Annotated in this window: 18 protein-coding genes and 3 tRNA genes; 9 read left to right on the top strand and 12 right to left on the bottom strand. The window is 54.4% G+C overall.

Going from position 1 to position 22,072, the window contains the following annotated elements; all coding sequences use genetic code 11:
* From AB5Y90_RS01555 to AB5Y90_RS01520, 8 genes are all read right to left on the bottom strand, one after another.
* Positions 1 to 347, bottom strand: a 347-nt coding sequence (locus AB5Y90_RS01555; RefSeq protein ID WP_368166451.1) for a pyruvate kinase, incomplete at its 3' end; no start/stop codon positions are given.
* Positions 348 to 391: 44 nt separating this feature from the next.
* Complete coding sequence (locus AB5Y90_RS01550; RefSeq protein ID WP_042080912.1) at positions 392 to 1,570, bottom strand: glycosyl hydrolase 53 family protein; 1,179 nt, start codon at positions 1,568 to 1,570, stop codon at positions 392 to 394.
* A 1-nt stretch (position 1,571) separates the two neighbouring features.
* Positions 1,572 to 1,919 carry a glucose PTS transporter subunit EIIB gene (locus AB5Y90_RS01545; RefSeq protein WP_042080911.1) on the bottom strand — a complete coding sequence of 116 codons (348 nt, stop codon included), beginning with the start codon at positions 1,917 to 1,919 and terminating at the stop codon, positions 1,572 to 1,574.
* Positions 1,920 to 1,972: 53 nt separating this feature from the next.
* Positions 1,973 to 4,027, bottom strand: a complete 2,055-nt coding sequence (locus AB5Y90_RS01540; RefSeq protein WP_368166450.1) for a beta-galactosidase — start codon at positions 4,025 to 4,027, stop codon at positions 1,973 to 1,975.
* Between the two features lie 63 nt (positions 4,028 to 4,090).
* Entirely contained in the window at positions 4,091 to 5,290 is a 1,200-nt protein-coding gene (locus AB5Y90_RS01535) for an arabinogalactan endo-beta-1,4-galactanase (RefSeq protein WP_139390237.1), read from the bottom strand.
* 22 nt (positions 5,291 to 5,312) lie between these two features.
* Positions 5,313 to 6,164, bottom strand: coding sequence for a sugar ABC transporter permease (locus AB5Y90_RS01530; RefSeq protein ID WP_068982263.1), 852 nt, complete (start codon positions 6,162 to 6,164; stop codon positions 5,313 to 5,315).
* A gap of 12 nt (positions 6,165 to 6,176) precedes the next feature.
* Positions 6,177 to 7,481, bottom strand: coding sequence for a carbohydrate ABC transporter permease (locus AB5Y90_RS01525; protein ID WP_068982262.1), 1,305 nt, complete (start codon positions 7,479 to 7,481; stop codon positions 6,177 to 6,179).
* 78 nt (positions 7,482 to 7,559) lie between these two features.
* On the bottom strand, positions 7,560 to 8,789 hold the full coding sequence (locus AB5Y90_RS01520) for an extracellular solute-binding protein (protein WP_368166449.1): 1,230 nt from the start codon (positions 8,787 to 8,789) through the stop codon (positions 7,560 to 7,562).
* A 559-nt stretch (positions 8,790 to 9,348) separates the two neighbouring features.
* Between AB5Y90_RS01520 and AB5Y90_RS01515 the strand changes: the two genes are divergently transcribed.
* The 3 genes from AB5Y90_RS01515 (at position 9,349) to AB5Y90_RS01505 (ending at position 13,226) form a co-directional block, all read left to right on the top strand.
* A complete protein-coding gene (locus tag AB5Y90_RS01515; protein ID WP_042080906.1) occupies positions 9,349 to 10,431 on the top strand; it encodes an ABC transporter ATP-binding protein in 1,083 nt (360 codons plus the stop codon).
* A gap of 294 nt (positions 10,432 to 10,725) precedes the next feature.
* Positions 10,726 to 12,768, top strand: a complete 2,043-nt coding sequence (locus AB5Y90_RS01510; protein ID WP_252657143.1) for a methyl-accepting chemotaxis protein — start codon at positions 10,726 to 10,728, stop codon at positions 12,766 to 12,768.
* 41 nt (positions 12,769 to 12,809) lie between these two features.
* The gene (locus AB5Y90_RS01505) at positions 12,810 to 13,226 is read left to right on the top strand and encodes a hypothetical protein (protein WP_368166448.1); all 417 of its coding nucleotides are present in this window, start codon (positions 12,810 to 12,812) and stop codon (positions 13,224 to 13,226) included.
* 121 nt (positions 13,227 to 13,347) lie between these two features.
* On the opposite strand, the gene AB5Y90_RS01500 is transcribed toward AB5Y90_RS01505, so the two are convergent.
* From AB5Y90_RS01500 to galR, 3 genes are all read right to left on the bottom strand, one after another.
* Positions 13,348 to 14,316, bottom strand: a complete 969-nt coding sequence (locus tag AB5Y90_RS01500) for a MalM family protein (protein ID WP_368166447.1) — start codon at positions 14,314 to 14,316, stop codon at positions 13,348 to 13,350.
* Between the two features lie 77 nt (positions 14,317 to 14,393).
* On the bottom strand, positions 14,394 to 15,644 hold the full coding sequence (locus AB5Y90_RS01495) for a maltoporin (RefSeq protein ID WP_368166446.1): 1,251 nt from the start codon (positions 15,642 to 15,644) through the stop codon (positions 14,394 to 14,396).
* Between the two features lie 445 nt (positions 15,645 to 16,089).
* Positions 16,090 to 17,088, bottom strand: coding sequence for an HTH-type transcriptional regulator GalR (galR, locus tag AB5Y90_RS01490; protein WP_257124503.1), 999 nt, complete (start codon positions 17,086 to 17,088; stop codon positions 16,090 to 16,092).
* A 312-nt stretch (positions 17,089 to 17,400) separates the two neighbouring features.
* On the opposite strand from galR, the gene galE reads away from it, so the two are divergent.
* The 3 genes from galE to galK are packed head-to-tail and all read left to right on the top strand — an operon-like array spanning position 17,401 to position 20,654.
* Positions 17,401 to 18,420 carry a UDP-glucose 4-epimerase GalE gene (galE, locus tag AB5Y90_RS01485; RefSeq protein ID WP_257124967.1) on the top strand — a complete coding sequence of 340 codons (1,020 nt, stop codon included), beginning with the start codon at positions 17,401 to 17,403 and terminating at the stop codon, positions 18,418 to 18,420.
* Positions 18,421 to 18,446: 26 nt separating this feature from the next.
* A complete protein-coding gene (gene galT, locus AB5Y90_RS01480; protein WP_257124502.1) occupies positions 18,447 to 19,487 on the top strand; it encodes a galactose-1-phosphate uridylyltransferase in 1,041 nt (346 codons plus the stop codon).
* A 9-nt stretch (positions 19,488 to 19,496) separates the two neighbouring features.
* Entirely contained in the window at positions 19,497 to 20,654 is a 1,158-nt protein-coding gene (gene galK, locus AB5Y90_RS01475; protein ID WP_252657424.1) for a galactokinase, read from the top strand.
* Between the two features lie 140 nt (positions 20,655 to 20,794).
* On the opposite strand, the gene AB5Y90_RS01470 is transcribed toward galK, so the two are convergent.
* Complete coding sequence (locus tag AB5Y90_RS01470) at positions 20,795 to 21,343, bottom strand: integrase arm-type DNA-binding domain-containing protein (protein ID WP_257124501.1); 549 nt, start codon at positions 21,341 to 21,343, stop codon at positions 20,795 to 20,797.
* A gap of 443 nt (positions 21,344 to 21,786) precedes the next feature.
* On the opposite strand from AB5Y90_RS01470, the gene AB5Y90_RS01465 reads away from it, so the two are divergent.
* From AB5Y90_RS01465 to AB5Y90_RS01455, 3 genes are all read left to right on the top strand, one after another.
* Positions 21,787 to 21,863 (top strand) — tRNA-Met (locus tag AB5Y90_RS01465).
* A gap of 8 nt (positions 21,864 to 21,871) precedes the next feature.
* A tRNA-Gln gene (locus tag AB5Y90_RS01460) sits at positions 21,872 to 21,946 on the top strand.
* 46 nt (positions 21,947 to 21,992) lie between these two features.
* Positions 21,993 to 22,067: transfer RNA gene (locus AB5Y90_RS01455), tRNA-Gln, on the top strand.
* Positions 22,068 to 22,072 lie beyond the last annotated feature (5 nt).

Below are 22,072 nucleotides of genomic sequence, written 5' to 3'. Positions count from 1 at the left end.
TCGTTGGCGAAACCTGCATAGGTCACGGCCACTTTGTCTTTGTTGCCAACCACGGTCTGGTCGGTGGTGAAGGTGAAAGTCTGGCCAGCGACCAGCGCGACGTCGTTGCCGCCTTCCAGCTTCATGGTACGGATTTCCGGACCCTTGGTGTCCAGCAGGATAGCTGCGTGCTTGCCGGTCTCGGCCATCACAGCGCGCAGGTTGCTGATGCGGCTGCCGTGCTCGGCGTAGTCACCGTGGGAGAAGTTCAGGCGCATGACGTTCATGCCGGCGTCCAGCATTTTGGCCAGCATTTCTTTGGATTCGGTCTTCGGACCGATGGTGCAGACAATTTTGGTCTTTTTCATGTCAATCTTCATTGTGCTGTTGTCATCTCTTCAATGTGAAATAGTCAGCGGGTCAGGACAAAGGCGGCCAACGCCGGCAGTCCTCTGCCCTCCCGATCAAACAGGGCCTGGTTCTCCCAGCCATTGCCGAGGGGCTCATCTATCCCGAGGAACGCCATGCCAGCGCGACTGGCCCAACTGTCGCCGGGGACCCGGATCCAGCCCGGCTCCCAATAGACAAACCCGAGCCCGAGCTGATCCGGCACTGCGGCAATAGCAGCACGCAGTGCATCGAGAAACGCTAGTTGCCCCTCGGGCGTCGCAGCAAACCCGCCGCGTACGGCCTCCTGCTCACCGAAGGCGTTACGAACCTCGTCCTGGTTGACGGTGTCATGCCCATAGGCGGTCTCAACGACCAGCAGCGGACGCCTGATTTGGGTGGCAAGGCTGTTCATGGTGCGCGAGAGGTCGCCCAGAGATCCGTGCCAATATGGGTAGAAGGAGATACCCACCAGATCGAACGGCACATCGCGTACCTGCATCGCCTTGAACCAGCGTAGGCACTGAGCCTCATCCCCTCCTTCAGCAAGATGTAGCATCAGTCGTGGGGTGATACCCCCCTCGCTGCCAGCACGGATCCCGGCGATGGCCGCCTTGAGCAACTGGGCTAATCGATCGAACCCCTCCTCTTCTTCTTGCCGGTGTAGTTGCCCCTGCGGCCACAGCATGCCGTTATTGAGTTCGTTGCCGACCTGCACCATTTGCGGTGGCACCCCGGCCTCGCGCAGGCGTTGTATCACGGCGGCGCTGTAATCGTGCAGCATTGCCGCCAACTCTGCATCCGACTTGCCTCGCCAGGTCCGTGGCGTGTGCTGCTTGCCAGGGTCGGCCCAGAAGTCGCTGTAATGAAGATCGAGCAACCAGGGCAGGTTGAGGGACCGGCTTCGCTGCGCCAGTGCAATCACCTTTTCCAAGTCATTGTTGCCACCACCAAAGGGTTCCCCCTTGGCCGAACGGGGATCGACCCACAGCCGCAGGCGTACCAGGTTGAGGCCACGCTTGCGCATCAGGGTTAGCAAATCCCCCTGCCGCGTTCCGTCTTGATAGTGAACGCCCAGGCGCTCGAGTTCGGCCAGGGTGGAGACATCCGCCCCTCGGATGGCCAGGTTATGAGGAGCGGCACCAGCCCCTGCACTGATGGCTCCCAGCATGACCAACAGTGGCCAGCTCAGCGGGGGGCGCATCCTAGTGCTGCTCCGGCTCGTGCAGTTCGAACCACTGACCGAGATCACGACGCAGGTTGTCCGAGCGTTTGCCGAAGATGGCCTGCACCTCGTCGCCGATGATGATGACGCCTATGGCGCCGAGACGCTGCAGCGCCTCGCTGTCGACCGGCTGCAAGGCATTGACCCTGACCCGCAGCCGGGTCAGGCAGGCGTCAAAGCCCACGATGTTGTCGCGCCCGCCAAAGGCAGCGATGAGCGCGGTGATGGCCGCTTCGTCCAGCCCGGAGAGCGGTGCCTCGGCCGATTTCTCCTCCTTGTGGCCGAGGGCCGCGGCGAACAGCCGCTTGAAGTCCTGCATCTTGACCATTTGAGTCTCCTAAACGTAAAAAAGAGGGCGAAGCCACTGGCTCCGCCCCGCAATCAACAGGCGCGACGCAGCACCCGGCAGCCGAATGGAGGCAGCACCAGTAAATCGCTCAGCGCCTCACCGCTCACCATGTCACTGTGACCACCCGGCAGAGTGACCAGGCGCTCGGCGTTGGCGAAGTTTTGCACGAATACGAACACCTGCTTACCGTCGGTGCGACACTGGGCGGTGACCCCCTCCGGCAAGGCTGGCAAGGCACGCGGCAGAGCCAGGGTCTCGATGAGATGGCCAAAGAAGTCGCGTTGGAACGCCAGATCATTTCGCGAGGCGACGTAATAGGCGCGACCTGTCCCGTGCTCGTTGACCGTCACCGCCGGATGTCCGGCATAAAAGTCACCGTCATAGCTGGCCAGGGCCCTCGCGCCTTCCAGGTGGATGAGATCGCAAAGGTGAGTGACTTCGTAAGGGCCGCAGAGTCCGGCTTCGTTGCCGGCAAAACCCGAGACGGCGTTACGTTCCTCGTCATAGAGGCCGTCTATCTCCTCGGCCCAGATCCCGAGGATCGGGCGCAGCGGCCCCGGGAAGCCCCCCAGATGGCAGAGATCGGTCTCGTTGACGATGCCGCTCCAGTAAGTGGTGACAAACTGGCCGCCTCGTTTGACGAAGGCGTCGACCCGTTCGGCAAAGCCATCACGCACCATGTAGAGCATGGGGGCGATAACCAGGTCATAACCATCGAGCGCGCAGTCGGCATTGATGACGTCCACCGCCACCCCTGCTTCCCAGAAGGGGCGGTAGTGCTCGGCCACGGTCTTCTCGTAGAAGAGACCGGCATTGCGTGGGCCCTGGGCGTTGTCCATGGCCCAACGACTCTCCCAATCGAAGATGATGGCCACTTTCGCCTCGACGCGGCTGCCCGCGACCTCTGGCAACTTGGCCAGGATCTCGCCTAGTGCCTGTACCTCGCGGCCCACCCGGGTATCGATGTGACCAACGTGATCGACCACGGCGCCGTGGAACTTCTCGACCGAACCACGACTCTTGCGCCACTGGAAGTACTGCACCGAGTCGGAGCCGTGGGCTACCGCCTGCAAGGAGGATAGGATATGCATTCCAGGCTTCTTGAGCTTGCTGATGGGCTGCCAGTTGGTCAGGCTCGGGGTCGACTCCATCAGGAAGAAAGGTTTGCCTCCCTTGAGAGTGCGCATCAGGTCGTGATACATGGCGGTGTACGCCGCCAGGGTCGAGTCATCGCCACTGTTGTGCCAGAGGGGGTAGCTGTCCCAGGAGATGAAATCGATCTCCTTGGCCAACTGCCAGTAGTCATAGTCGTAGAAGTACTCCATGAAGTTGGTGGTGGCCGGCAGGCTCGGGTTGGCCGCCTTCAAGGGCTTGATCTCCTCGGCGCAGAAGTCACTCACCTGGGCGGTGTTGAAACGCTTCCAGTCGAGGTTGAGGCCGTGGATCGAGCTTTCCCCGATGGGTGACGGGGATTCGATCTGTGACCAGTCGGTATAGGTGTGGCTCCAGAAGCTGCTCCACCAAGCGTGGTTTAGCGCTTCTATGCTGCCATAGCGTGCCTTGAGCCAGTCACGGAAGCGCCCCTGGCATAGCTCACAGTGGCACTCGCCACCGTACTCGTTGGAGATGTGCCAGGCGATAACACCTGGATGACGACCATAGCGTTCGGCCAGAGCGCCGTTGATGGCACGTACCTTCTCACGATAGACAGGCGAGCTCATGCAGTGATTATGACGACCACCGTGCAGCGCCTTAACCCGCTCCTTGCTGACCCGCAGCACCTCGGGATAGCGCTGGGAAAGCCAGGCCGGGCGGGCTCCGCTCGGGGTGGCGAGGAAGACCGACACGCCGTTCTCATGCAGGCGATCGATCACCGTATCGAGCCAGCCAAACTCATAGCGCCCCTCCTGTGGCTCCAGGGAAGACCAGCTGAAGATACCGACCGACATCACATTGGAATGGGTCTGTTTCATCATCTCGAGATCGCGCTCGAACACCTGAGGGTCGTCCAGCCACTGATCCGGGTTGTAGTCAGCGCCATGCAACAGGGCAGGCACCCGTTCACTGAGCGGGGAAAACTTGAACATCACACATCTCCTAAGACGAGGGGGCGCCGGCCATGGCCGGCCGCCCTATCGGTTGAAACCGGGTCAGTTGAATACTTTGATCGAGGGAAGCACATGGCCGGAGCAGTCAAACAGCGCCTGGTTCTCCCGGGCATTGCCCTCTTTCCAGTCGTCGTTGTTGTACTTCATACCGGCCTTGGTTGCCCAGGTCGCGCCCTGCGTCGGCAGCCAGGCAGGCTCCCAGTAGAAGACGCCCTTGCCACGCCCATCCGGTACCGCCACCACGCTCTTGATAAGATCGCGAAGGAAGTCGGCCTGCCCCTGCACGCTAGCCGGGTAACCACCGTCGCTCGCCTCTTTGGCGGTGAAGTTATTCTCGGCGTTGTCGCAGTTGTCCGTGGTGTAGCCGTAGGCGGCCTCGACCACGATCACATCCTTGCCATAGCGCTTGCTGATGTCATCCATGTTGGCTTTGAGGGCGCTGATGGGACCATCCCAGTAGGTGTAGAAGGAGAGCCCGATGATATCGAAGGGCACCTCGCGCTTGGCGATCTCGTCAAACCACCAGACGAAGGTGTCATTCTTGGTACCCTCAGCCAGGTGCAACATCACCTTGATATCCTTGCCGTGCTCTTTCACCGCACGCACGCCGGCCTTGAGCAAAGTGGCCAGGCGATCAAACTCGCCACCGTTCTGGCCCCAGCTCTTGCCCTCTGGCCACAGCATGCCGCCGTTGATCTCGTTGCCGACCTGCACCATCTCAGGCACCACGCCAGCCTTGGCCAGGGCATCCATGCTCTCCTTGGTGTGGGCATAGACCGCATCCGCCAACTGCTCGACCGACATATCACGCCACGCCTTGGGTTTGTTCTGACGACCCGGATCGGTCCAGAAGTCGCTGTAGTGGAAATCGAGCAGGAACTTCATGCCGTGCGCCTTGGCACGTTTGGCAAGTTCTATCGTGGCAGCCAGATCGTTGTTGCCGCCGCCGTAAGGCTTACCGTCTGCATTCTTAGGGTCGACCCACAGGCGCAGGCGAATGTAGTTAAAACCGTTCTCCTTGAGGATGGCCATGGCGTCCTGTTGCTTGCCGCTGGCATCGAAGAACTTGCCGCCAAACTTCTCCACCTCAGCCAGCATGGATACATCGGCCCCCTTGATGAAGGCTTGCGGTACCGCCACTGGTTGCACCACTGCACTCTCGGCGGCCATGACTTGGGTCTGCATGCCCAACATGCCGGTGGCGAGCAGCGCCGCCATCACCAGCGTCTTCTTGATTTTCATGTCGAACGTCCTGTTTAACGAATTAACCCTTGGTCCCACCTGCGGTAAGACCGGAAACGAAGTACTTCTGCAAGGAGAGGTACAAGATGGCCACCGGTACCGCGATGAGCACAGCCCCCGCCGCGTAGGTGGTGTAGCTGGCTCCCATCTTCTGGGCGACCAGGTTGTAAAGACCGATAGGCAGAGTGAATTGATCCGGGGTACGCAATATGGTGCTGGCCAGGATGAAATCACCGAGCGGACCAGTGAAGGAGAACAGTGCTACCACCGCGATGATGGGCTTGGAGAGCGGCATGATGATCTCGATGAAGATGCGGAAGTTGCCAGCCCCATCCATGCGCGCCGACTCGTCGAGATCCTTGGGGATGGCGTCGAGGTAACCCTTCATCAAATAGGTGTTCATCGGGATCATGCCACCCACGTAGACCAGCACCAACGCCAGGTGGCTGTTGACCAGGCCGAGCATCTGGGCCAGCACGAAGATGGCGATGAGGGCCGAGAATTGGGGCACCATCTGCAGCAGCAGGAACAGCATCAGGCCGTTTTGCCGCCCGCGGAAACGAAAGCGCGAGAAGGCATAGGCGGTGAAACTGACACTGATGAGGGTCAGCACCATGGTCAGGAAGCTGATCTTCATCGAGTTCCAGTACCAGGCGGCATAGTCGATGCGCCCATCAAACAGCTCCTGATAGTGAATAAAGGAGAAGTTTTCCGGGATGATCGAGGTGTTGAGCAGACTGCTGCCCGGGTTGAGGGATGCCCCTACCGTCCAGATGAGGGGGTAGATGATGACCACCGCAACCATAGCCAGCAGCAAATAGCTTAGGGTCAGGCGGATGGCATTACTCTTTTTCAGACTGTGTTTGGCACTCATGGCTGGCTCTCCTTACACCATGTCGTCTTGCTTGAACGAATTGGTCGCACGGAACTGCCACAGGGCAATGCCGACCACGAAGATGGAGAGCAGAATGGTGATGCTCGCCGCAATCGCATACTGGGATGACGACATGGTCAGCTTGTAGATCCAGGAGACCAGGATGTCGGTGCCGCCGGCATTGGAACCGGCCACCGCAGGTCCCCCGTTGTTGAACAGGTAAATAATGTTGAAGTTGTTGAAGTTGAAGGTGTACTGGGTGATGAGGATCGGAGCGATCGAATAGAGCACCAGGGGCAGCGTAATGGTGGTCAGCTTGTGCCATGTGCTGGCACCGTCGATGGTGGCCGCCTCGTAGAGATCATCCGGGATAGCCTGCAACACCCCAGTGGTCATGGCGAAGACGAACGGGAAGCCAAGCCAGGTCTGCATCAGGATGAGGGCCGTCTTGGTCCAGAAGGGATCTGTCATCCATGCCTTGGGGTCGATACCCAGAGAAGCCAGAATACCGTTGTTGATGACGCCAAAGGTTTCGTTGAACATGCCGGCGAACACCAGAATGGTGACAAAACCGGGCACTGCCCACGGCAGGATCAGGATGGTGCGGATGAGCGGCTTGAAGCGCAGATCCTTCTGATTGACCAGGATCGCCAGCAGCACCCCGACCGAGCATTGCAACGTGGTGGCGATCAGCGTCCAGATCACTGTCCACTGCAACACGTCAAGCAAGGTCGAGCGCCACAGATCGAGCTTGAAAATGTTGATGAAGTTCTTCATCCCCACCCAGTCCACCAACTTGGCCGGCGGGGTGTGGTAGAGATCGTAGTTGGTGAAGGCGATGGAGAAGCCGAAGATGATGGGGAACACCACCACGAACACCAGCAGGATGAAGCCCGGGGTGATCATCAGGTACGGAAACCCTTCGCTCAGCAGCAACTGGTATTGCTTGCGCACACTGGTCAGGGCCACGCCACGATCGCGGCGATCACCGTTGATATAGGCGTCGCGGATACTCCAGTAGTAGAAAGCACAACCAAAGATGGCCACCAGTACGCTGATGACCCCCTTGGCCAGGAGGAAGACGGAGTTGTCCCGCGGCAACTCGGTGCCGAGGGTGAACAGGCCCCAGAAGCCCTGGGACAGGAAGTCATGGAATACGCCGAAGAAGCAAACCATGACGATGAAAAACAGGGTGCCCTTGACCCACTGCCGGTTATACCACTGTCCGAGTCCCGGTATCAGCGAGAGCAGCGCGGCAACCTTGGCATGATGGGTTCTTGTACCGATCTGGGTGAACGATTCGGAATCGACAACCACAATTTACCTCCTTTCCATTAAGAGCCCGGGCGACCACTGATGCCGCCCGGCCCGAATCGAGCCGGAGCTCGACTGTTGTTATTGCTGTGCGTGATTGACTTCGATCTGCATGTTGATGTTCTTGACCGCGCCGTCCAGAGCCGCCTTGACATCCTGCTTGCCGGTCACACCGAGCTGCAGTGCGCTGTTGGCCGGGGTCCACACCTCCTGCATCTCGGGCACACTTGGCATCGGGATGGCGAAGCCAGCCTGAATGGCCACGGCCCGGGATTTCTCGTCTTCCTTGATGAGCGGATCGTCGATCAACGCCTTGAGCGGCGGGATCTCACCGGTCTTCTGGAAGCGGACCTTGGCGTACTCAGGCTGATTGATGAACTCGATGAACTGCTGTGCCAGCTCTTTCTGCTTGGAATAGGTTGAGATGCTGTACCCCTTCACGCCGAGGAAGGAGCGCATGTGTTCGCCATTGGGCAGTGTCGGCAGCGGGGCGACACCGTAGTTCACACCGGCATCCTTGTAGGGTTGGAACGACCAGGGCCCGGTGATGACGGCAGCGGCCTTCTTCTCGGTGAACAGGGAATCGATGGCGTTAGCACCGGTCTCACCCACGATACCGGCCGGGAAAAGGCCTTCGCTGTAGAAACGCTTGAGGAGACTCACTGCATCGACCGAGCCCTGGTTGGCTAGGCCCACATCCTTGACGTTGGGCGAACCGTTGGGGTTCTGGCCGAAGATATAACCCCCCATGGCTGCAACTACACCATAGGAGTAATAAATCTCGTCAAACTTGGCGAGCAGACCGTATTTGTCCTCCCCGCGCAGGGTCTGGGAAGCCTTGATCAGCTCGTCAAAGCTCTCAGGAGCCTTGGGTAACAAGTCCTTGTTGTAGACCATGACAATGGTCTCGACCGCCTTGGGTAGGCCATAGAGCTTGCCTTCATAAGTCTGGGCATCCACCGCAGGTTTGGTGAAACCAGCAAGGTAGTCGGCCCCCGGCTTGATCTCGCTGATGAGCCCCTGCACCACGGCAGTACCAACCTGATCATGGGGCAGTACCAGTACATCCGGACCGATACCGGCCGGACCGTCCAAGCGCAGCTTCTCGATCTGCTGGGCATACGGGGTTTCGAGGATCTTCACCTTGACGTTGTGCTTGGCTTCGAACGCCTTGACAGCCTCCTCAATGCCGTTTGATTTCTTGATGTCTTCCCACACCAGAAGTTCACCGTCAGCGGCGCGGGCTAACTGGCCCAACCCCATAACGCCCAAAGACAACAACATTGCAGCAGTCAATTTGTTGATTTTCATATAATTTCCTTGTCCCCAACTCAGGTAAAAGCAGGTCTTGTCAGACCACGTAGGTAAAGTGAGTGTTACGATTCCATCCAGTCGGTGTAACTTCTGAAGATTGTTACCAATTCGGGTGTAAAACAAAGCAAAGCCACATTTCACGCCGGACTGGTCTGGCCTCTACGACACAACCTAACCACCACCTAATGCAATGAAAAATAAATGGTTTAATCCCATACATCAGATCCGGAGCAATACGCTCTATCACTTGATTTTTGCTTGGCACAGGTCTTCGGGTGCACTGGAACAGCAAAAAAGGTAACGATTACACCGAATACCTCTACGGTAAGCGGTGCTTGCTCTGCCTGCCAGCAGCACATATCAAGGCTGTGATCTCATGCACAAAAGAAACAGCATTTTGTGCAACCGATTACACCAGCCTGATATAGTCCCTCTAAAGCCACAGAGTGAAACGGTGTGAAACGCCTTCTCCCTCCTAGGGCAAAAAAGCCGCAGAAGGGGTATGACCGCCCCAGCACTCGCAGCTAATGCATTTATTATCAAGGAGTTAAAGCTCATGGCGAGTATCAGACTGAACAATGTGATCAAGCGTTTTGGCAGCAATGTGACCCTACATAATGTGAATCTGGATGTAGAAGACGGTGAGTTCACCGTCTTTGTCGGTCCTTCCGGTTGTGGTAAATCCACTCTGCTGCGCATGATCGCCGGTCTGGAAGAGATTTCGGACGGCCACATTGCGATTGATGAGCAGGTGGTCAACGATGTAGCCCCAGCTCATCGCGGGGTGGCCATGGTGTTCCAATCCTATGCCCTGTATCCCCACATGACTGTGGCCGAAAATATGGGCTATGGCCTGCGGGTCAATGGTGTGGTGAAAGAGGAGATCGCACATCAGGTCAGCATGGTGGCCAAAACACTGCAACTTTCCCACTTGCTCGACCGTAAACCCAAGCAACTTTCCGGCGGGCAGCGTCAGCGCGTAGCCATCGGCCGAGCTATCGTGCGTAACCCCAAGGTGTTCCTGTTTGACGAGCCACTATCCAACCTTGATGCAGAACTCCGTGTGGAGATGCGTCTACATATCGCCAAGCTGCATCAGGAACTCAAGACCACCATGATTTACGTTACACACGATCAGGTGGAAGCAATGACCCTCGCAGACAAGATCGTGGTCATGAACTACGGCAAGGTAGAGCAGGTGGGCTCTCCGATGGAACTCTACTACAAACCAACCAACAAGTTTGTCGCCGGTTTTATCGGATCCCCCAAGATGAACTTCCTGCCCGGTAAAGTGCTTGCTTGGAGTGAAAATGAGCTGACCGTACAAGTCAGTGAGCAACAGATCCTGACTTTGCCCATAGCCACCTCTCACGTAGCAGAAGGCAGCGAAGTGACACTGGGCCTGCGTCCGGAGCATGTTGTGCCAAACGGCCAAGGCATTCACCTCACTTTTACCTGTGAAGTCGTTGAACGCCTGGGCAACAGTACCTATCTGTTTGGCCAGTGCTGCGGCGTCGATGGATTCAAACTGTTACTTGCCGGCGACAGCGCATTTAGCCCCTACCAGAAGATGGATGTCTTTTTCTCACCCGAACATTGTCTCGTTTTTGATGCAGAAGGATTACGCATCAACCACTGATTTCATCACAAGCCATGCCAGATTTGCCCCCAGCAGAGCCGGGGGCTTTTTTTTATTCATTTGTTATTAAAAGGAAAATGAGAGCTATCTCTCAGCTCCGGTGAGTTGTAATTTCGTCCTGAACTAGGCGGTGTAAAATACTCACTTAATTGTGTAAACGTTACACAAGAAGTTCCTGGCGATCAAAAGACGCGCTATAGACGTGTTGCGACGCATCAGCAACGAGTCGCCGAAGAGGTCTTCGGTCATCAATCAACCGAGTGTCATAACTCTTAATCCGTGTAATTGATTACAATGAAGACATCAAAACGACATTTTTCCATTATTCAGCGCATCGCACTGGGATTTCTTACCATCATCTTATTGCTGATTCTCTCGGTCGGGCTTTCGCTTTATACCGGACAGAGATTGGCAGCCCAAGTCAATGAGCTTACCGGACACACTGCCCCGACGTTGGTACAGAGCCGCGCGGTGACGCGTGACCTTTTCTCTCTCGATAAGAGCCTGCGAGTCGCCTTATTGCAGCCCTCTGTGGAGGATATCGATAAAGCGATAGCCCTCATGCAGCAATGGCAACAAAGCTACCAGCAAGACGCGCAGCGTCTAAAAGAGCAGACCAACAGTGATGCCGATTTACAAGAGAAGGTCTTGACGCTGGACGAGCAGCAGAGCCAGTACTGGGCACTGATAAAGCAACTTGCAACTGACTATGCCACTAATCTCTCCCATCAGCAGACGCTCAGCCGCGATAACAGACTCAATAGTGCTTTTCGAAAATTACGCGGACAACTGGATATATTGGTTGCGCCACTGGGGGCTCATCCTGCCGTGCTTACAAAAAATCAGCTGTTACAAGAGTTGGAGCTACAAACAAGTAGTGTGACAGACTCTCTCAAACAACGTGATCCCCAGCTGATTGCCAGCAAGGTTGAGCAACTCACCGCATCAGCGATGAAACTGGCTGCACTGCGCAAGCAACTCTCAGTGCAATTACGCACGCAGGAAAGTGCCTTTGGTGACTATATTGACCTTGAACAAAGTGCCGGGATCACCCTAGATAGCGTATTTGCCTTGCTCTCCGGCCCCCAAGCACTCTTGGCAAAACACCTGGAACTTTCTATGCGCAGTGAACAATTGCGCAATCAAAGCGAGCAAGCAACCCGCATGGTTGACTCACTGCTCGCAGAACTCTCTGCCATTGATGACATCGTGGACGCCCAGCTCAGTGCGCGGGTTTCACAAAGCCAGGGTATTCTGTTGCAACTGGAAATCGGGCTCTCGGTTGGGCTACTGGTTTCACTGTGTTTGAGCGCTCTTATTTTACTGCATCTGATTCGCGCCATTCGTAAGCCCATGCAACAACTGCTCACAACACTGCTCTCACTAAGTCGTGGTGACATGACACAGCGAGCCATTCTGGATCGTCATGACGAACTGGGGCAAGTAGGCGAAGGGATCAATTCTTTGGCACACGAGATGAGCAATATGCTCAGCCAAGTGGTACATGCCGCCCGTTCACTCGGGGAAATGGCCGAGCTCAACCTGAGCGCACAACAAAGCGCCACCCGCCAGCTTGAGCAGCAGCGAAGTGAAACTAACAGTGTCTGCGCCGCGATGGAGGAGATGGATTATTCGGCGCGAGAAGTGGCAACCAGTGCTGAAATGGCCGAACAGACGCTGGCACAGGTGGCGAAAGAAGCCACTCAGACCAGCATGATGAGTAAGCACACTGCAGAGCGAATGAGTCGATTAGCTGACGACCTGACCAACTCCTGCCACGCCATTGAGTCAGTGCATCACTTGAGTGTCAATATCGGTGGCATTCTTGAGATCATTGAGCGGGTCACAGAGCAAACTAACCTGCTCGCGCTCAATGCGGCAATAGAAGCCGCCAGAGCCGGCGAGCACGGCCGTGGCTTCGCGGTTGTTGCCGACGAGGTACGCCAGCTAGCCCGTCATACCGCAGAGTCAACAACCCAGATCCAGTCGCACATTGCGGCCCTGCAGCAAGGGGTCACCGGAGCGGTCGAGACCATTGTCCGCTGCCACGGAGTAATGCAGGCATGTAGCCAGGACAGTCAACAAACCCGAATGATGCTTGGCGCTCTTTCAGACAGTCTTCACTCAGTGGCCGAACTGAGCAGTCGAATCGCTACAGCGGCCCTACAGCAGCGCCAAACCAGTACAGAAATAGCCCGAAACATCAGCAATATCAGCTCGATTGCCAATGAAAACCAAAAAGTGCTGGGCAATGTGGCTCATACCGGCGGGCAACTGCAAAAGCTCTCTTCACAGCAGCAATCTCTGGTACAGCGCTTTGTTCTGCAAAATACCTGACCAAAACGGGAGATATCCCATGACCATGAGGACCTACTAACATGCTCAAACGTACTCTGCTTGTCGCAGCTATGCTCAGCTGCCTGCAACCTGCATTTGCCGATGATGACTCTGCGCAAACCCGTGCTCTGTTTTTACGTGGCGAGATGAACAACTGGGAAGCGCCCGCTGCCGCCAAAATGACGGTTCAGGCGACCGACCTATTGAGCGTAAAGACGCAACTGCAAGCCAGTCACGGCGCTTACAAGTTCAAGATTGCTGATGAAAAATGGAAAAGTGACACGACCTATGGCCAGTTCGATCCCATCAGCAAAGTCGAGTCAGGCAAGCCCGTGGTGGTCAAAGCCGGTTACCAGTGGGGCGATATGAAATTTACACCAGCTGCTGATGGAAGTTACACATTTACGCTTGATCGTCGTGACCCCGCCAAGGTGATCGTCACCGTCAGTAAAGATTAAATATTGCTGCACAGATAATACCGACAAATAATGCCAACCCGTAAAAATTGGCTGGCATTATGTTTCTTAAATAACAACGCCTGCTTAAGCAGGCGTTGTTATTTAAGAAACGTGGCTCGTCTTATTTTTGACTGCGCTTGACCGCCTCGACAAAGGTGGTCTTGGCCTTGGTCGAGCCAGCCCGCTCAGCTTCATCCACCAGTTTCATCGCCTTGTCGATATCACCAGCCTGCACCGCTTTCTCAATCTGAGTCAGATAGAAGTTCTCCGTTTCACCCAACATGGTCGGAGTCGCGACGGCTGGCTGATTCTTTATCGCCGTTGCCGCCACAGCGCCAGCACCGGCGCCAAGCGCCATGGCACTGGGTTGCACCCCCTGGCTCAATGCCAGTTTGTCGCTGTATTCTGATTTAAACACATTATCGACCCCTTCCAGCTTGGCGCGATCCACCAGCTCAATCTTGACCAATCCCCACGGGGAGTGCGGGATAACCGGATCATTGACCGGCGGCTCCTGAGTGGAAGTCGCTCGGGCAAACGCCTTGGCGGGGTGCAAAATCGTGGTCGAACCCGAGAGCTCGGTGGCCGGTGAATAGATGACCATATACGCCTCTGGCTTGAGTGCATTACGGCTTACGTAAATGGTGCCCTCAATACGGTCATTATCGAGCAGGTGTGCTGGTTTGTAACTAAACAGGGATTTGCCCAATACCCGGGTTACTTCAAAATTGCTGTTGAGCATCAATACCTGTGGCATCAAGACACTCTTGCCCACTTGGGCGGCAACCTTGACCACCATATCACCGGTATTAGTGGGCAACTGGTAGGCAGCCAGGTAACTCAACCCTTCCTGAAATTTATAAACTTGGGAAGAACCATCAATGGTCAGTAGCGTATCGCCTTCCGCCAGAGGTTGATATTTAAGCGCCGACAGGGAAGCGCAGCAACTCTGGGCTGAAAGCAGCGCCTGTTTGGCTGCATCGGGGGAATTTAACACGGCTTCATGCGGCTGCAGGGGAACAGTCATGCTTGAACAGCCCGACAACACGACAGCCACCGCAGCGGCAAGGAGATAATTGGCCAACTTCATCGTATTTCCCTATCAAATGGTGACACAAACAAGACTGCCCCCAAAAGGGGGCAGCATGTAACAAACCCGAGTAGATATTACCACCACGCTTCAGCTTGGACACCAAAGTTCCACGCATGGTCATCGGTGTTACCATTGAAGGAATCACCTTCACCATCTGTCAGATAACTTGCATAAACACGGATTTCAGGACGAGCCATCATACTAGGGCCAGCAGACCAAGCTTGTGCCAACGTATATTTTTGACCACTTTCTTTGTCTTCAGAACCACTGGTCCAAGTTTTGGTGCGCTCGAAAGTGCCAAGCTCAACCAAGGTCTTAGTAATATCAGTCCAAGCATATGAACCACGAGCTACTGCACTAAAGAGTTCAGTATTGTCGTGCCAAGCTTGGAGTTTTTCACCCTTGCCATAAGTGAAAACATGGTTGATTGAGAAACGCTCACCAACTGGAATATCACCAGTCAAAATGACGCGGTAGCCAGTGGCATCGTCGGTTGTATGCCATACGTCATACCAACCACCACCTTGCGAGATCATATTCTGAGCCAGACCTTTATTGGCATACTGCAGTACCAGCTTTTCATTGATGCCTGAGCCATCAAAATATTGGCTGATTTCACCAGTCACCATTACCCCATTCTTTGGATCATAACTGGAGCCAGCAGATTTTTGCTCATCAGTTGGGTTGGGCATAGCGTAATCAACACCAAACTCAGTCCAAGCACCACTCCAGGGCTTTAATCCTGCATAGCGTACATCAAGGAAGTTGATATTCAGATCATTATTGGTAATGGAATTATCAATATCATTGCCGTCGGAACGGATCCAGGCAAAAGAGAATGCTCCTGGCCCTGCTTTCAGATTTTCCAAGCCTGCGCCTGCACCGGACACGTTCCAATACTTGGTGTCGATAATATGCAGATCATGACGCTGATAATAACGCTTACCAACCCACAGTATTGCATCTGGATCGCTAGCAATGAGGCCTTTAACTTTAGCATTAAACTGACGAAGACCAAATTTTGCATCATCATCTTTGGTACTTTCACCGTCATTAGAACCATCACTTTCCATGCTGACCGTACTGTCTACATAGAACGAGACGCCATCTTTTTTAAACAGCTCTTGTCCAAGACCAATTTCGCCATAGGTATCATCTTCATTACCCAGGCGACCTAATAGATCCTTATTCGCTGTCTGCTGTTTACCATCTTGGGAAACACCGACCCCAGAACGGAAATAACCAGTAAAATCAACAGCGTGAGCATTCGCAGCCATCATGGCAATAGCGAGTGCAATCGATGATGTCAAATATTTGGTCTTCATGTGCGTTCCTTCCTCCGTTGTATCTATATATGTATGGCGATGAACGTCAGCATCCAAGAAAACGCTCTCACCGACGGAACGGATTATATGCGCGCCGATTGAACTTTTGTCATGACACACATCACACATTCATGAAAACAAGCATCATGAAAATGGTGAAAATACATTACACCAACACAACATCAATCATAAACTACTGATATACAATGAAAAGAGCCCATCGCAACACGTGTTATCGATTACACTGCTAATAAAGTGTTTTCGCACAACCACGCTGCCAAGCAGACACTGCGGACGCAAAGAGCCCCCCAGCCAACGACTTAGGCAGAGGTCTTAGCTAACAGAGCGGATAGCGAGACGGGCATTAAAGGCAACGTCAAGCAGAAGCAAACAGAAAAGTGGCCAGCTCCTAGGAGCTTGACCACTTAGAGAGACGGGGTCAGATTTACAAGGTTTTGACTGAATGACGTCGAACCAAGGTCGGGCTAAACAAGTTGGTCGCTGAATTGATGGCCTCACCACGAGACAGAGCCACCGCCAACTCAGCAGCTTGCGTTGCCATAGCCACCACAGGATATTTCACTGTGGTGAGACGCGGACGCAAGTAGCGAGATATCAGCACATCATCAAAGCCCACCAAAGAGAGGTCTTGAGGAACATCAATCCCGTTATCGCTAAGCACTGACAAGGCCCCCGCCGCCATCGAATCGTTATAGCAAACGACGGCTGTCATCTGCGGTCCCCGACCCAGCAACTCGGTCATCGCAGCCTCCCCCCCCAATTCATCAGGACTACCGCGGGAGATCAGGCGTTCATCAACCGGAATATTGTGCTCTTGCAGAGCATCCAGATAACCCTGCAGACGGTCCTGAGAGTCTGATATCTGATGATTTGAGCATAAAAATCCTATCTTCTTATGGCCTTCCTGAATCAAATGCCGAGTCGCAAGCCAGGAACCATAGCGATCATCTAGCGCAACACAACGGGACTCGAATCCTGGAACAATACGGTTGATTAGTACCATGCCTGGAACATAGCTCATCATCTGGATCAGCTCTTCATCTGGCAGCATTTTGGCATGAACCACCAAGCCAGAGCAGCGATGCCCTATCAACTGCTCTATTACATGCTTCTCTTTGGCTGCGTCGTGGTAACCATTTCCGATAAGCAGAAAATTCCCCGTGGCCTGTGCCACTTGCTCAACAACTTTAACCATGGTGCCAAAGAACGGGTCAGACACATCAGCAACAATCAATCCCAAAGTTTCATTGTTCTGATGGGCCAATGCTCTCGCGTTCGCGTTGGGGTGGTAGTTGAGTTCATGCATCGCCTTGAAGACGGCATCGCGTGATGCCTGACTTGCCTTTGGCGACTTATTGATGACACGTGAGACTGTGGCGACGGATACGCCTGACAGGATTGCTACATCTTTGATGGTTGCCATGAATTAGCTTTTCCGGTGAACGGTATAAATAAAAACCTGTGCTTTACAGGGTAAGGATACTACCGATATTTCCAATGCCTGACACGGCTTTCATACCAAAAGCGGGAGCATTCTATCAATACGAGCGCCTCGCCGTGTAATCATCTTACATACACTATTCTTCATTATCATGCTAATCGCGGATAAAAACGTGACAAAAGTCACACAAAACAGAGGTGCATCTTCCCGGCCTGCTTTCACAAGCGCAGAATAAGGGTAAGCGGTTACACTAAATAAAGCCTAATTAAAACGAGCACCAAGGAGAGATTCATGTTGAAGATACTCGTCACAGGTGGAACTGGTTACATAGGTAGTCATACCTGCTTGCAGCTTATCGCTGCCGGGATGACCCCCATCTTGTTGGACAATTTGGTTAACAGTAAAGAAAGTGTACTAGAACGTATCCACACCCTCAGCGGGCAGCGTCCCCTGCACTATCACGGTGATGTGCGGGATGCCGACCTGCTGGATCGTGTGTTTGCAGACCAACCGATAGATGCAGTGATCCACTTCGCAGGCCTCAAGGCAGTAGGAGAATCGGTAGAAAAGCCTCTCGAGTACTATGACAACAATGTTAGCGGCACCCTGGTGTTGCTGCAGTCAATGCGACGCGCCGGGGTCAAGACCTTACTATTCAGCTCATCTGCCACCGTTTATGGTGAGCCAGAGAGCATGCCCATCACCGAGGAAACGCCAACCTTGAGCGCCACCAACCCTTACGGTCAGAGCAAGCTGATGGTGGAGCGTCTCATCAAAGACTTTGCACGATCAGCTCCCGATTGGTCATTGACCCTGTTGCGCTATTTCAATCCGGTGGGAGCCCATCCCAGCGGTCTAATGGGCGAAGATCCCCAGGGCATTCCTAATAACCTGATGCCTTATATTGCCCAGGTGGCAGTGGGCCGCCGTGCCAAACTCGCCATCTTTGGTGATGACTACCCGACACCGGATGGTACCGGTGTGCGGGATTACATTCATGTCATGGATCTAGCCGATGGCCATGTTGCAGCCTTGAAACATACTCTTGGGCAAGCTGGCGTCCATGTGTACAACCTGGGCACTGGGCATGGCTACAGCGTCCTAGACATTCATGCCGCCTTCTCCAAGGCCTGTGGTCGCGAGCTGCCTTATGAGATCGTGCCCCGCCGTGCCGGAGACATAGCGCAGTGTTGGGCCGATCCAACACGGGCTTACAACGAGCTGGGGTGGAAGGCTCATCGCACGCTTGATGAGATGACGGCCGATACTTGGCGCTGGCAATCCCAAAATCCGAACGGTTACCCCCTTCCATGAATGTACAGAACGAGACAGGCCTTCCTATGCAATTTGAACCAACCGATCACCCCCACCGTCGTTACAACCCATTGATCCAGCAGTGGGTTCTAGTTTCTCCCCACAGGGCGAAGCGCCCTTGGCAGGGGCAGCAGGATGAACCTGATCGCACCCAGCGATCCATTCACGATCCGGATTGCTTCCTCTGCGCCGGCAACACTCGCGTCACTGGTGACAAAAATCCGGATTATCCGTCGACCTTCGTTTTTACCAACGACTTTGCGGCACTGATGGTTGATACACCTATGGCCCCAACCAGCGAGGACCCCCTCTTCCAGCTAGAGAGTGCACGCGGCACCAGCAGGGTAATCTGCTTCTCACCGGATCACAGCAAGACCTTGCCCGAGTTGTCTATCCCCTCCCTCACCGCCGTGGTCAACACTTGGTGCGAGCAAACTGCAGAGCTGGGGCGCGAATACCGCTGGATCCAAGTATTCGAAAACAAGGGCACCATGATGGGGTGCTCCAATCCCCATCCCCATGGGCAGATATGGGCCAACGACTTCTTGCCCAACGAAGCCGCGCGGGAAGATGATGCCCAACGGGAGTATTTTGCAAAAAATGGTCGTGCCATGTTGCTCGATTATGTGGAGCGCGAACAGGCTGACGGCCGCCGTACCGTAGTGGAAACGGAGCACTGGCTGGCAGTGGTGCCCTATTGGGCGGCCTGGCCCTTCGAAACCCTGTTGCTTCCCAAGTTTGCGGTAACACGTCTACCGGCCCTGACAACACAACAGCGTGAAGACCTCGCGCTTGCGCTCAAGAAGCTGACCAGCCGCTATGACAACCTGTTTCAGTGCTCCTTCCCCTATTCGATGGGATGGCATGGTGCGCCTTTCAATGGCGAGGAGAATGACCACTGGCAGTTGCATGCCCACTTCTACCCGCCCCTGCTGCGCTCTGCGAGCGTACGCAAATTTATGGTGGGCTATGAAATGCTGGCGGAAACACAGCGTGACCTGACGGCAGAACAGGCGGCCGAACGCCTGCGTTCCGTCAGTGATATCCATTTTCGTGAACAGGTTTGAGGTTGAGATATGAGTATTGAATCGCCACGCAGCGTGACTGAACGCACCTTTTACACCCAGTACGGTTATCCCCCTACCCTCGCCATTCAGGCTCCAGGGCGTGTCAACCTCATCGGGGAACACACGGACTACAACGACGGCTTCGTGCTCCCCTGCGCCATTGACTATCAGACAGTGATCAGTGCGGCCCCCCGCCAAGACAGCCTGATCAGGGTGATCGCTGCCGACTATGACAACCAGCTGGATGAATTTGACTTGCGCCACCCCATAGAGCCGCGCCCGGAATACCTGTGGGCCAACTATGTGCGAGGTGTCGTCAAATATTTGCTATTGCGAGGCTGTCAACTGACCGGGGCTGACCTGGTGCTCAGTGGCAATGTACCGCAGGGAGCCGGTCTGAGCTCTTCCGCCTCTCTGGAAGTGGCGGTAGGACAGATCTTCAAAGAGATGAATCACCTCGACATCAGCCAGGCAGATATCGCCCTGAACGGACAACTGGCGGAAAACAGGTTCGTCGGTTGCAACTGCGGCATCATGGATCAGTTCATCTCCGCCCTGGGTCAGCAGGATCATGCCCTGCTGATCGATTGCCGTAGCCTGAAAACCCGTCCTGTAAGCATGCCGGCCGACATTGATGTGGTCATAATCAACTCGAACGTACGCCGGGGCCTGGTGGATAGCGAATACAATACCCGCAGAGCACAGTGTGAAGAGGCCGCACGGCATTTTGGGGTCAAGGCACTGCGCGACCTGACTATGACCCAGTTCACGGAGCGAGCCAACGAACTGGCTCCTGTCGTCGCGAGCCGTGCACGCCACGTCATCTCCGAGAATGAACGAACGCTGGCAGCGGCCGATGCGCTTGCCAATGAAGACATGGTCATGATGGCCGAATTAATGGCAGCCTCTCATGCCTCGATGCGTGATGATTTTGCCATCACAGTGCCCGCCATTGATGCCCTGGTCGACATAATCAAAGATATCATCGGCAGTCGTGGTGGTGTGAGGATGACAGGTGGCGGGTTTGGTGGTTGTGTGGTTGCATTGGTTCCACAGTCACTGACAGCAGCATTGTGCGAACAGGTTAATATTCGTTATCCCCAAGTAAGCGGTCTGGCCCCGAGCATCTATATCTGTAAGCCCTCAGCCGGAGCCGGCCTATTCTGATATCTTCGCTGACACCTCAATATTGTAGTGGTCAACTATTTCCAAACTGGTCATGGTATAGCCGTATTGCTAAGCGATGAGCATTGGACTTAGTTTAGGGAGGGTGCGAATAAGCACCCTCCACAACGAAACTGAAAAATTTAGTTTATTAAATTCAAATGCTTACAAGGGCGCATTTTTATGTTTGGTGACTTATTCGCACCTTCCTTAGATAAGTGAGCAAACAACACTGCTCGCGTCACATCTTTCAGTAACAGACTACCAATGGCTTTGCTTATATATAGTCGGTGTGTGTGACGATAGGCTTCAACGGTAGATGCTCGGGCAGGCCTGGCAACTTGCTTCCACTCCAACCACTCTTCAAAAAACGCATCAAATGTCGGCATAGCCGACCGCTTCACTTTGGATGCTTTGGCAACAGCAGCAGGATCTTCTCCTGCCTTAACCAAAGCAACAGCCTTACCGTGCTCAACTCGCGCAGCCGCCAAGCTCATTGCTGGGTAAGAGCCCAATGTGAATTTTCGGGCCTTATTATTGATACGATAACGGTAAAGCCATGTTTTAGAACGCCCACCACTGCGAACCTCGATACACAACCCACCACCAGCCCCACTAGCAACAGCAACCACCTGTCGTTGGCCATCCTCCGCCTTCAAATTGGCGATTTCCCGATCTGTCTTAAGCGCCACCCTAGCCCCTTTGTTCAAGCTGTGTACACAATAGCATTTTGAGTACGCAACTGCGTACACAAACTACTTGGCTACCAGTGATTCCACCTGAAACGTCGTGAGACCAAAAACTCTTTAATTTATTGATAATAAAGAGATTGAATTAAAAGATGAGACTTCATGACATCCATGGAGACTCACTCAAGACCAACTTCCTGTTCAACGTCTAATCCCATGACAGGCCAGCATTTGCTGGCCTGTTTTTTATCTGCCATTGCCCGGGCAATAATGGCAATGTCTTAAAAAAAAGCAGATTGTTGGGCTTTTGCGCAACAGAGACCAATAACTGGTCAAACGCACTCAAATTGCGTTTTTCTGGCAAAAAAAGGGTTGACGCCCCAGAGCCAGATACGCATAATTCGGCCCGCACGGTGACGAGGTGACGACTCACCGGAAGCAAGGTTGGCTATGTAGCTCAGTTGGTTAGAGCATCGCACTCATAATGCGGGGGTCACAGGTTCGAATCCCGTCATAGCCACCATCTCTAGTTGGGGTATCGCCAAGCGGTAAGGCAGCGGGTTTTGATCTCGCCATCCCTAGGTTCGAATCCTAGTACCCCAGCCATTTTTAAAAGTTCTTTGCCAGTTTCATGACTGTTGAGGAGCGCTGTTGGGGTATCGCCAAGCGGTAAGGCAGCGGGTTTTGATCTCGCCATCCCTAGGTTCGAATCCTAGTACCCCAGCCATTTTT

The organism is Aeromonas sp. R4-1 (assembly GCF_040908325.1).
Taxonomy (GTDB): Bacteria; Pseudomonadota; Gammaproteobacteria; order Enterobacterales; family Aeromonadaceae; genus Aeromonas; species Aeromonas veronii.
Note: the sequence above shows the minus strand (reverse complement) of the source record. Positions and strands in the feature narration are given on the sequence as shown.

What these genes read in the sequence shown, in the direction of transcription:
- AB5Y90_RS01530 (WP_068982263.1), bottom strand. Translation starts at nt 6,164, where the DNA reads ATGAGTGCCAAACACAGTCTGAAAAAGAGTAATGCCATCCGCCTGACC.
- AB5Y90_RS01545 (WP_042080911.1), bottom strand. Translation starts at nt 1,919, where the DNA reads ATGGTCAAGATGCAGGACTTCAAGCGGCTGTTCGCCGCGGCCCTCGGC.
- AB5Y90_RS01510 (WP_252657143.1), top strand. Translation starts at nt 10,726, where the DNA reads ATGAAGACATCAAAACGACATTTTTCCATTATTCAGCGCATCGCACTG.
- galT (WP_257124502.1), top strand. Translation starts at nt 18,447, where the DNA reads ATGCAATTTGAACCAACCGATCACCCCCACCGTCGTTACAACCCATTG.
- galK (WP_252657424.1), top strand. Translation starts at nt 19,497, where the DNA reads ATGAGTATTGAATCGCCACGCAGCGTGACTGAACGCACCTTTTACACC.
- AB5Y90_RS01515 (WP_042080906.1), top strand. Translation starts at nt 9,349, where the DNA reads ATGGCGAGTATCAGACTGAACAATGTGATCAAGCGTTTTGGCAGCAAT.
- AB5Y90_RS01550 (WP_042080912.1), bottom strand. Translation starts at nt 1,570, where the DNA reads ATGCGCCCCCCGCTGAGCTGGCCACTGTTGGTCATGCTGGGAGCCATC.
- galR (WP_257124503.1), bottom strand. Translation starts at nt 17,088, where the DNA reads ATGGCAACCATCAAAGATGTAGCAATCCTGTCAGGCGTATCCGTCGCC.
- AB5Y90_RS01495 (WP_368166446.1), bottom strand. Translation starts at nt 15,644, where the DNA reads ATGAAGACCAAATATTTGACATCATCGATTGCACTCGCTATTGCCATG.
- AB5Y90_RS01505 (WP_368166448.1), top strand. Translation starts at nt 12,810, where the DNA reads ATGCTCAAACGTACTCTGCTTGTCGCAGCTATGCTCAGCTGCCTGCAA.
- AB5Y90_RS01535 (WP_139390237.1), bottom strand. Translation starts at nt 5,290, where the DNA reads ATGAAAATCAAGAAGACGCTGGTGATGGCGGCGCTGCTCGCCACCGGC.
- AB5Y90_RS01540 (WP_368166450.1), bottom strand. Translation starts at nt 4,027, where the DNA reads ATGTTCAAGTTTTCCCCGCTCAGTGAACGGGTGCCTGCCCTGTTGCAT.
- AB5Y90_RS01520 (WP_368166449.1), bottom strand. Translation starts at nt 8,789, where the DNA reads ATGAAAATCAACAAATTGACTGCTGCAATGTTGTTGTCTTTGGGCGTT.
- AB5Y90_RS01500 (WP_368166447.1), bottom strand. Translation starts at nt 14,316, where the DNA reads ATGAAGTTGGCCAATTATCTCCTTGCCGCTGCGGTGGCTGTCGTGTTG.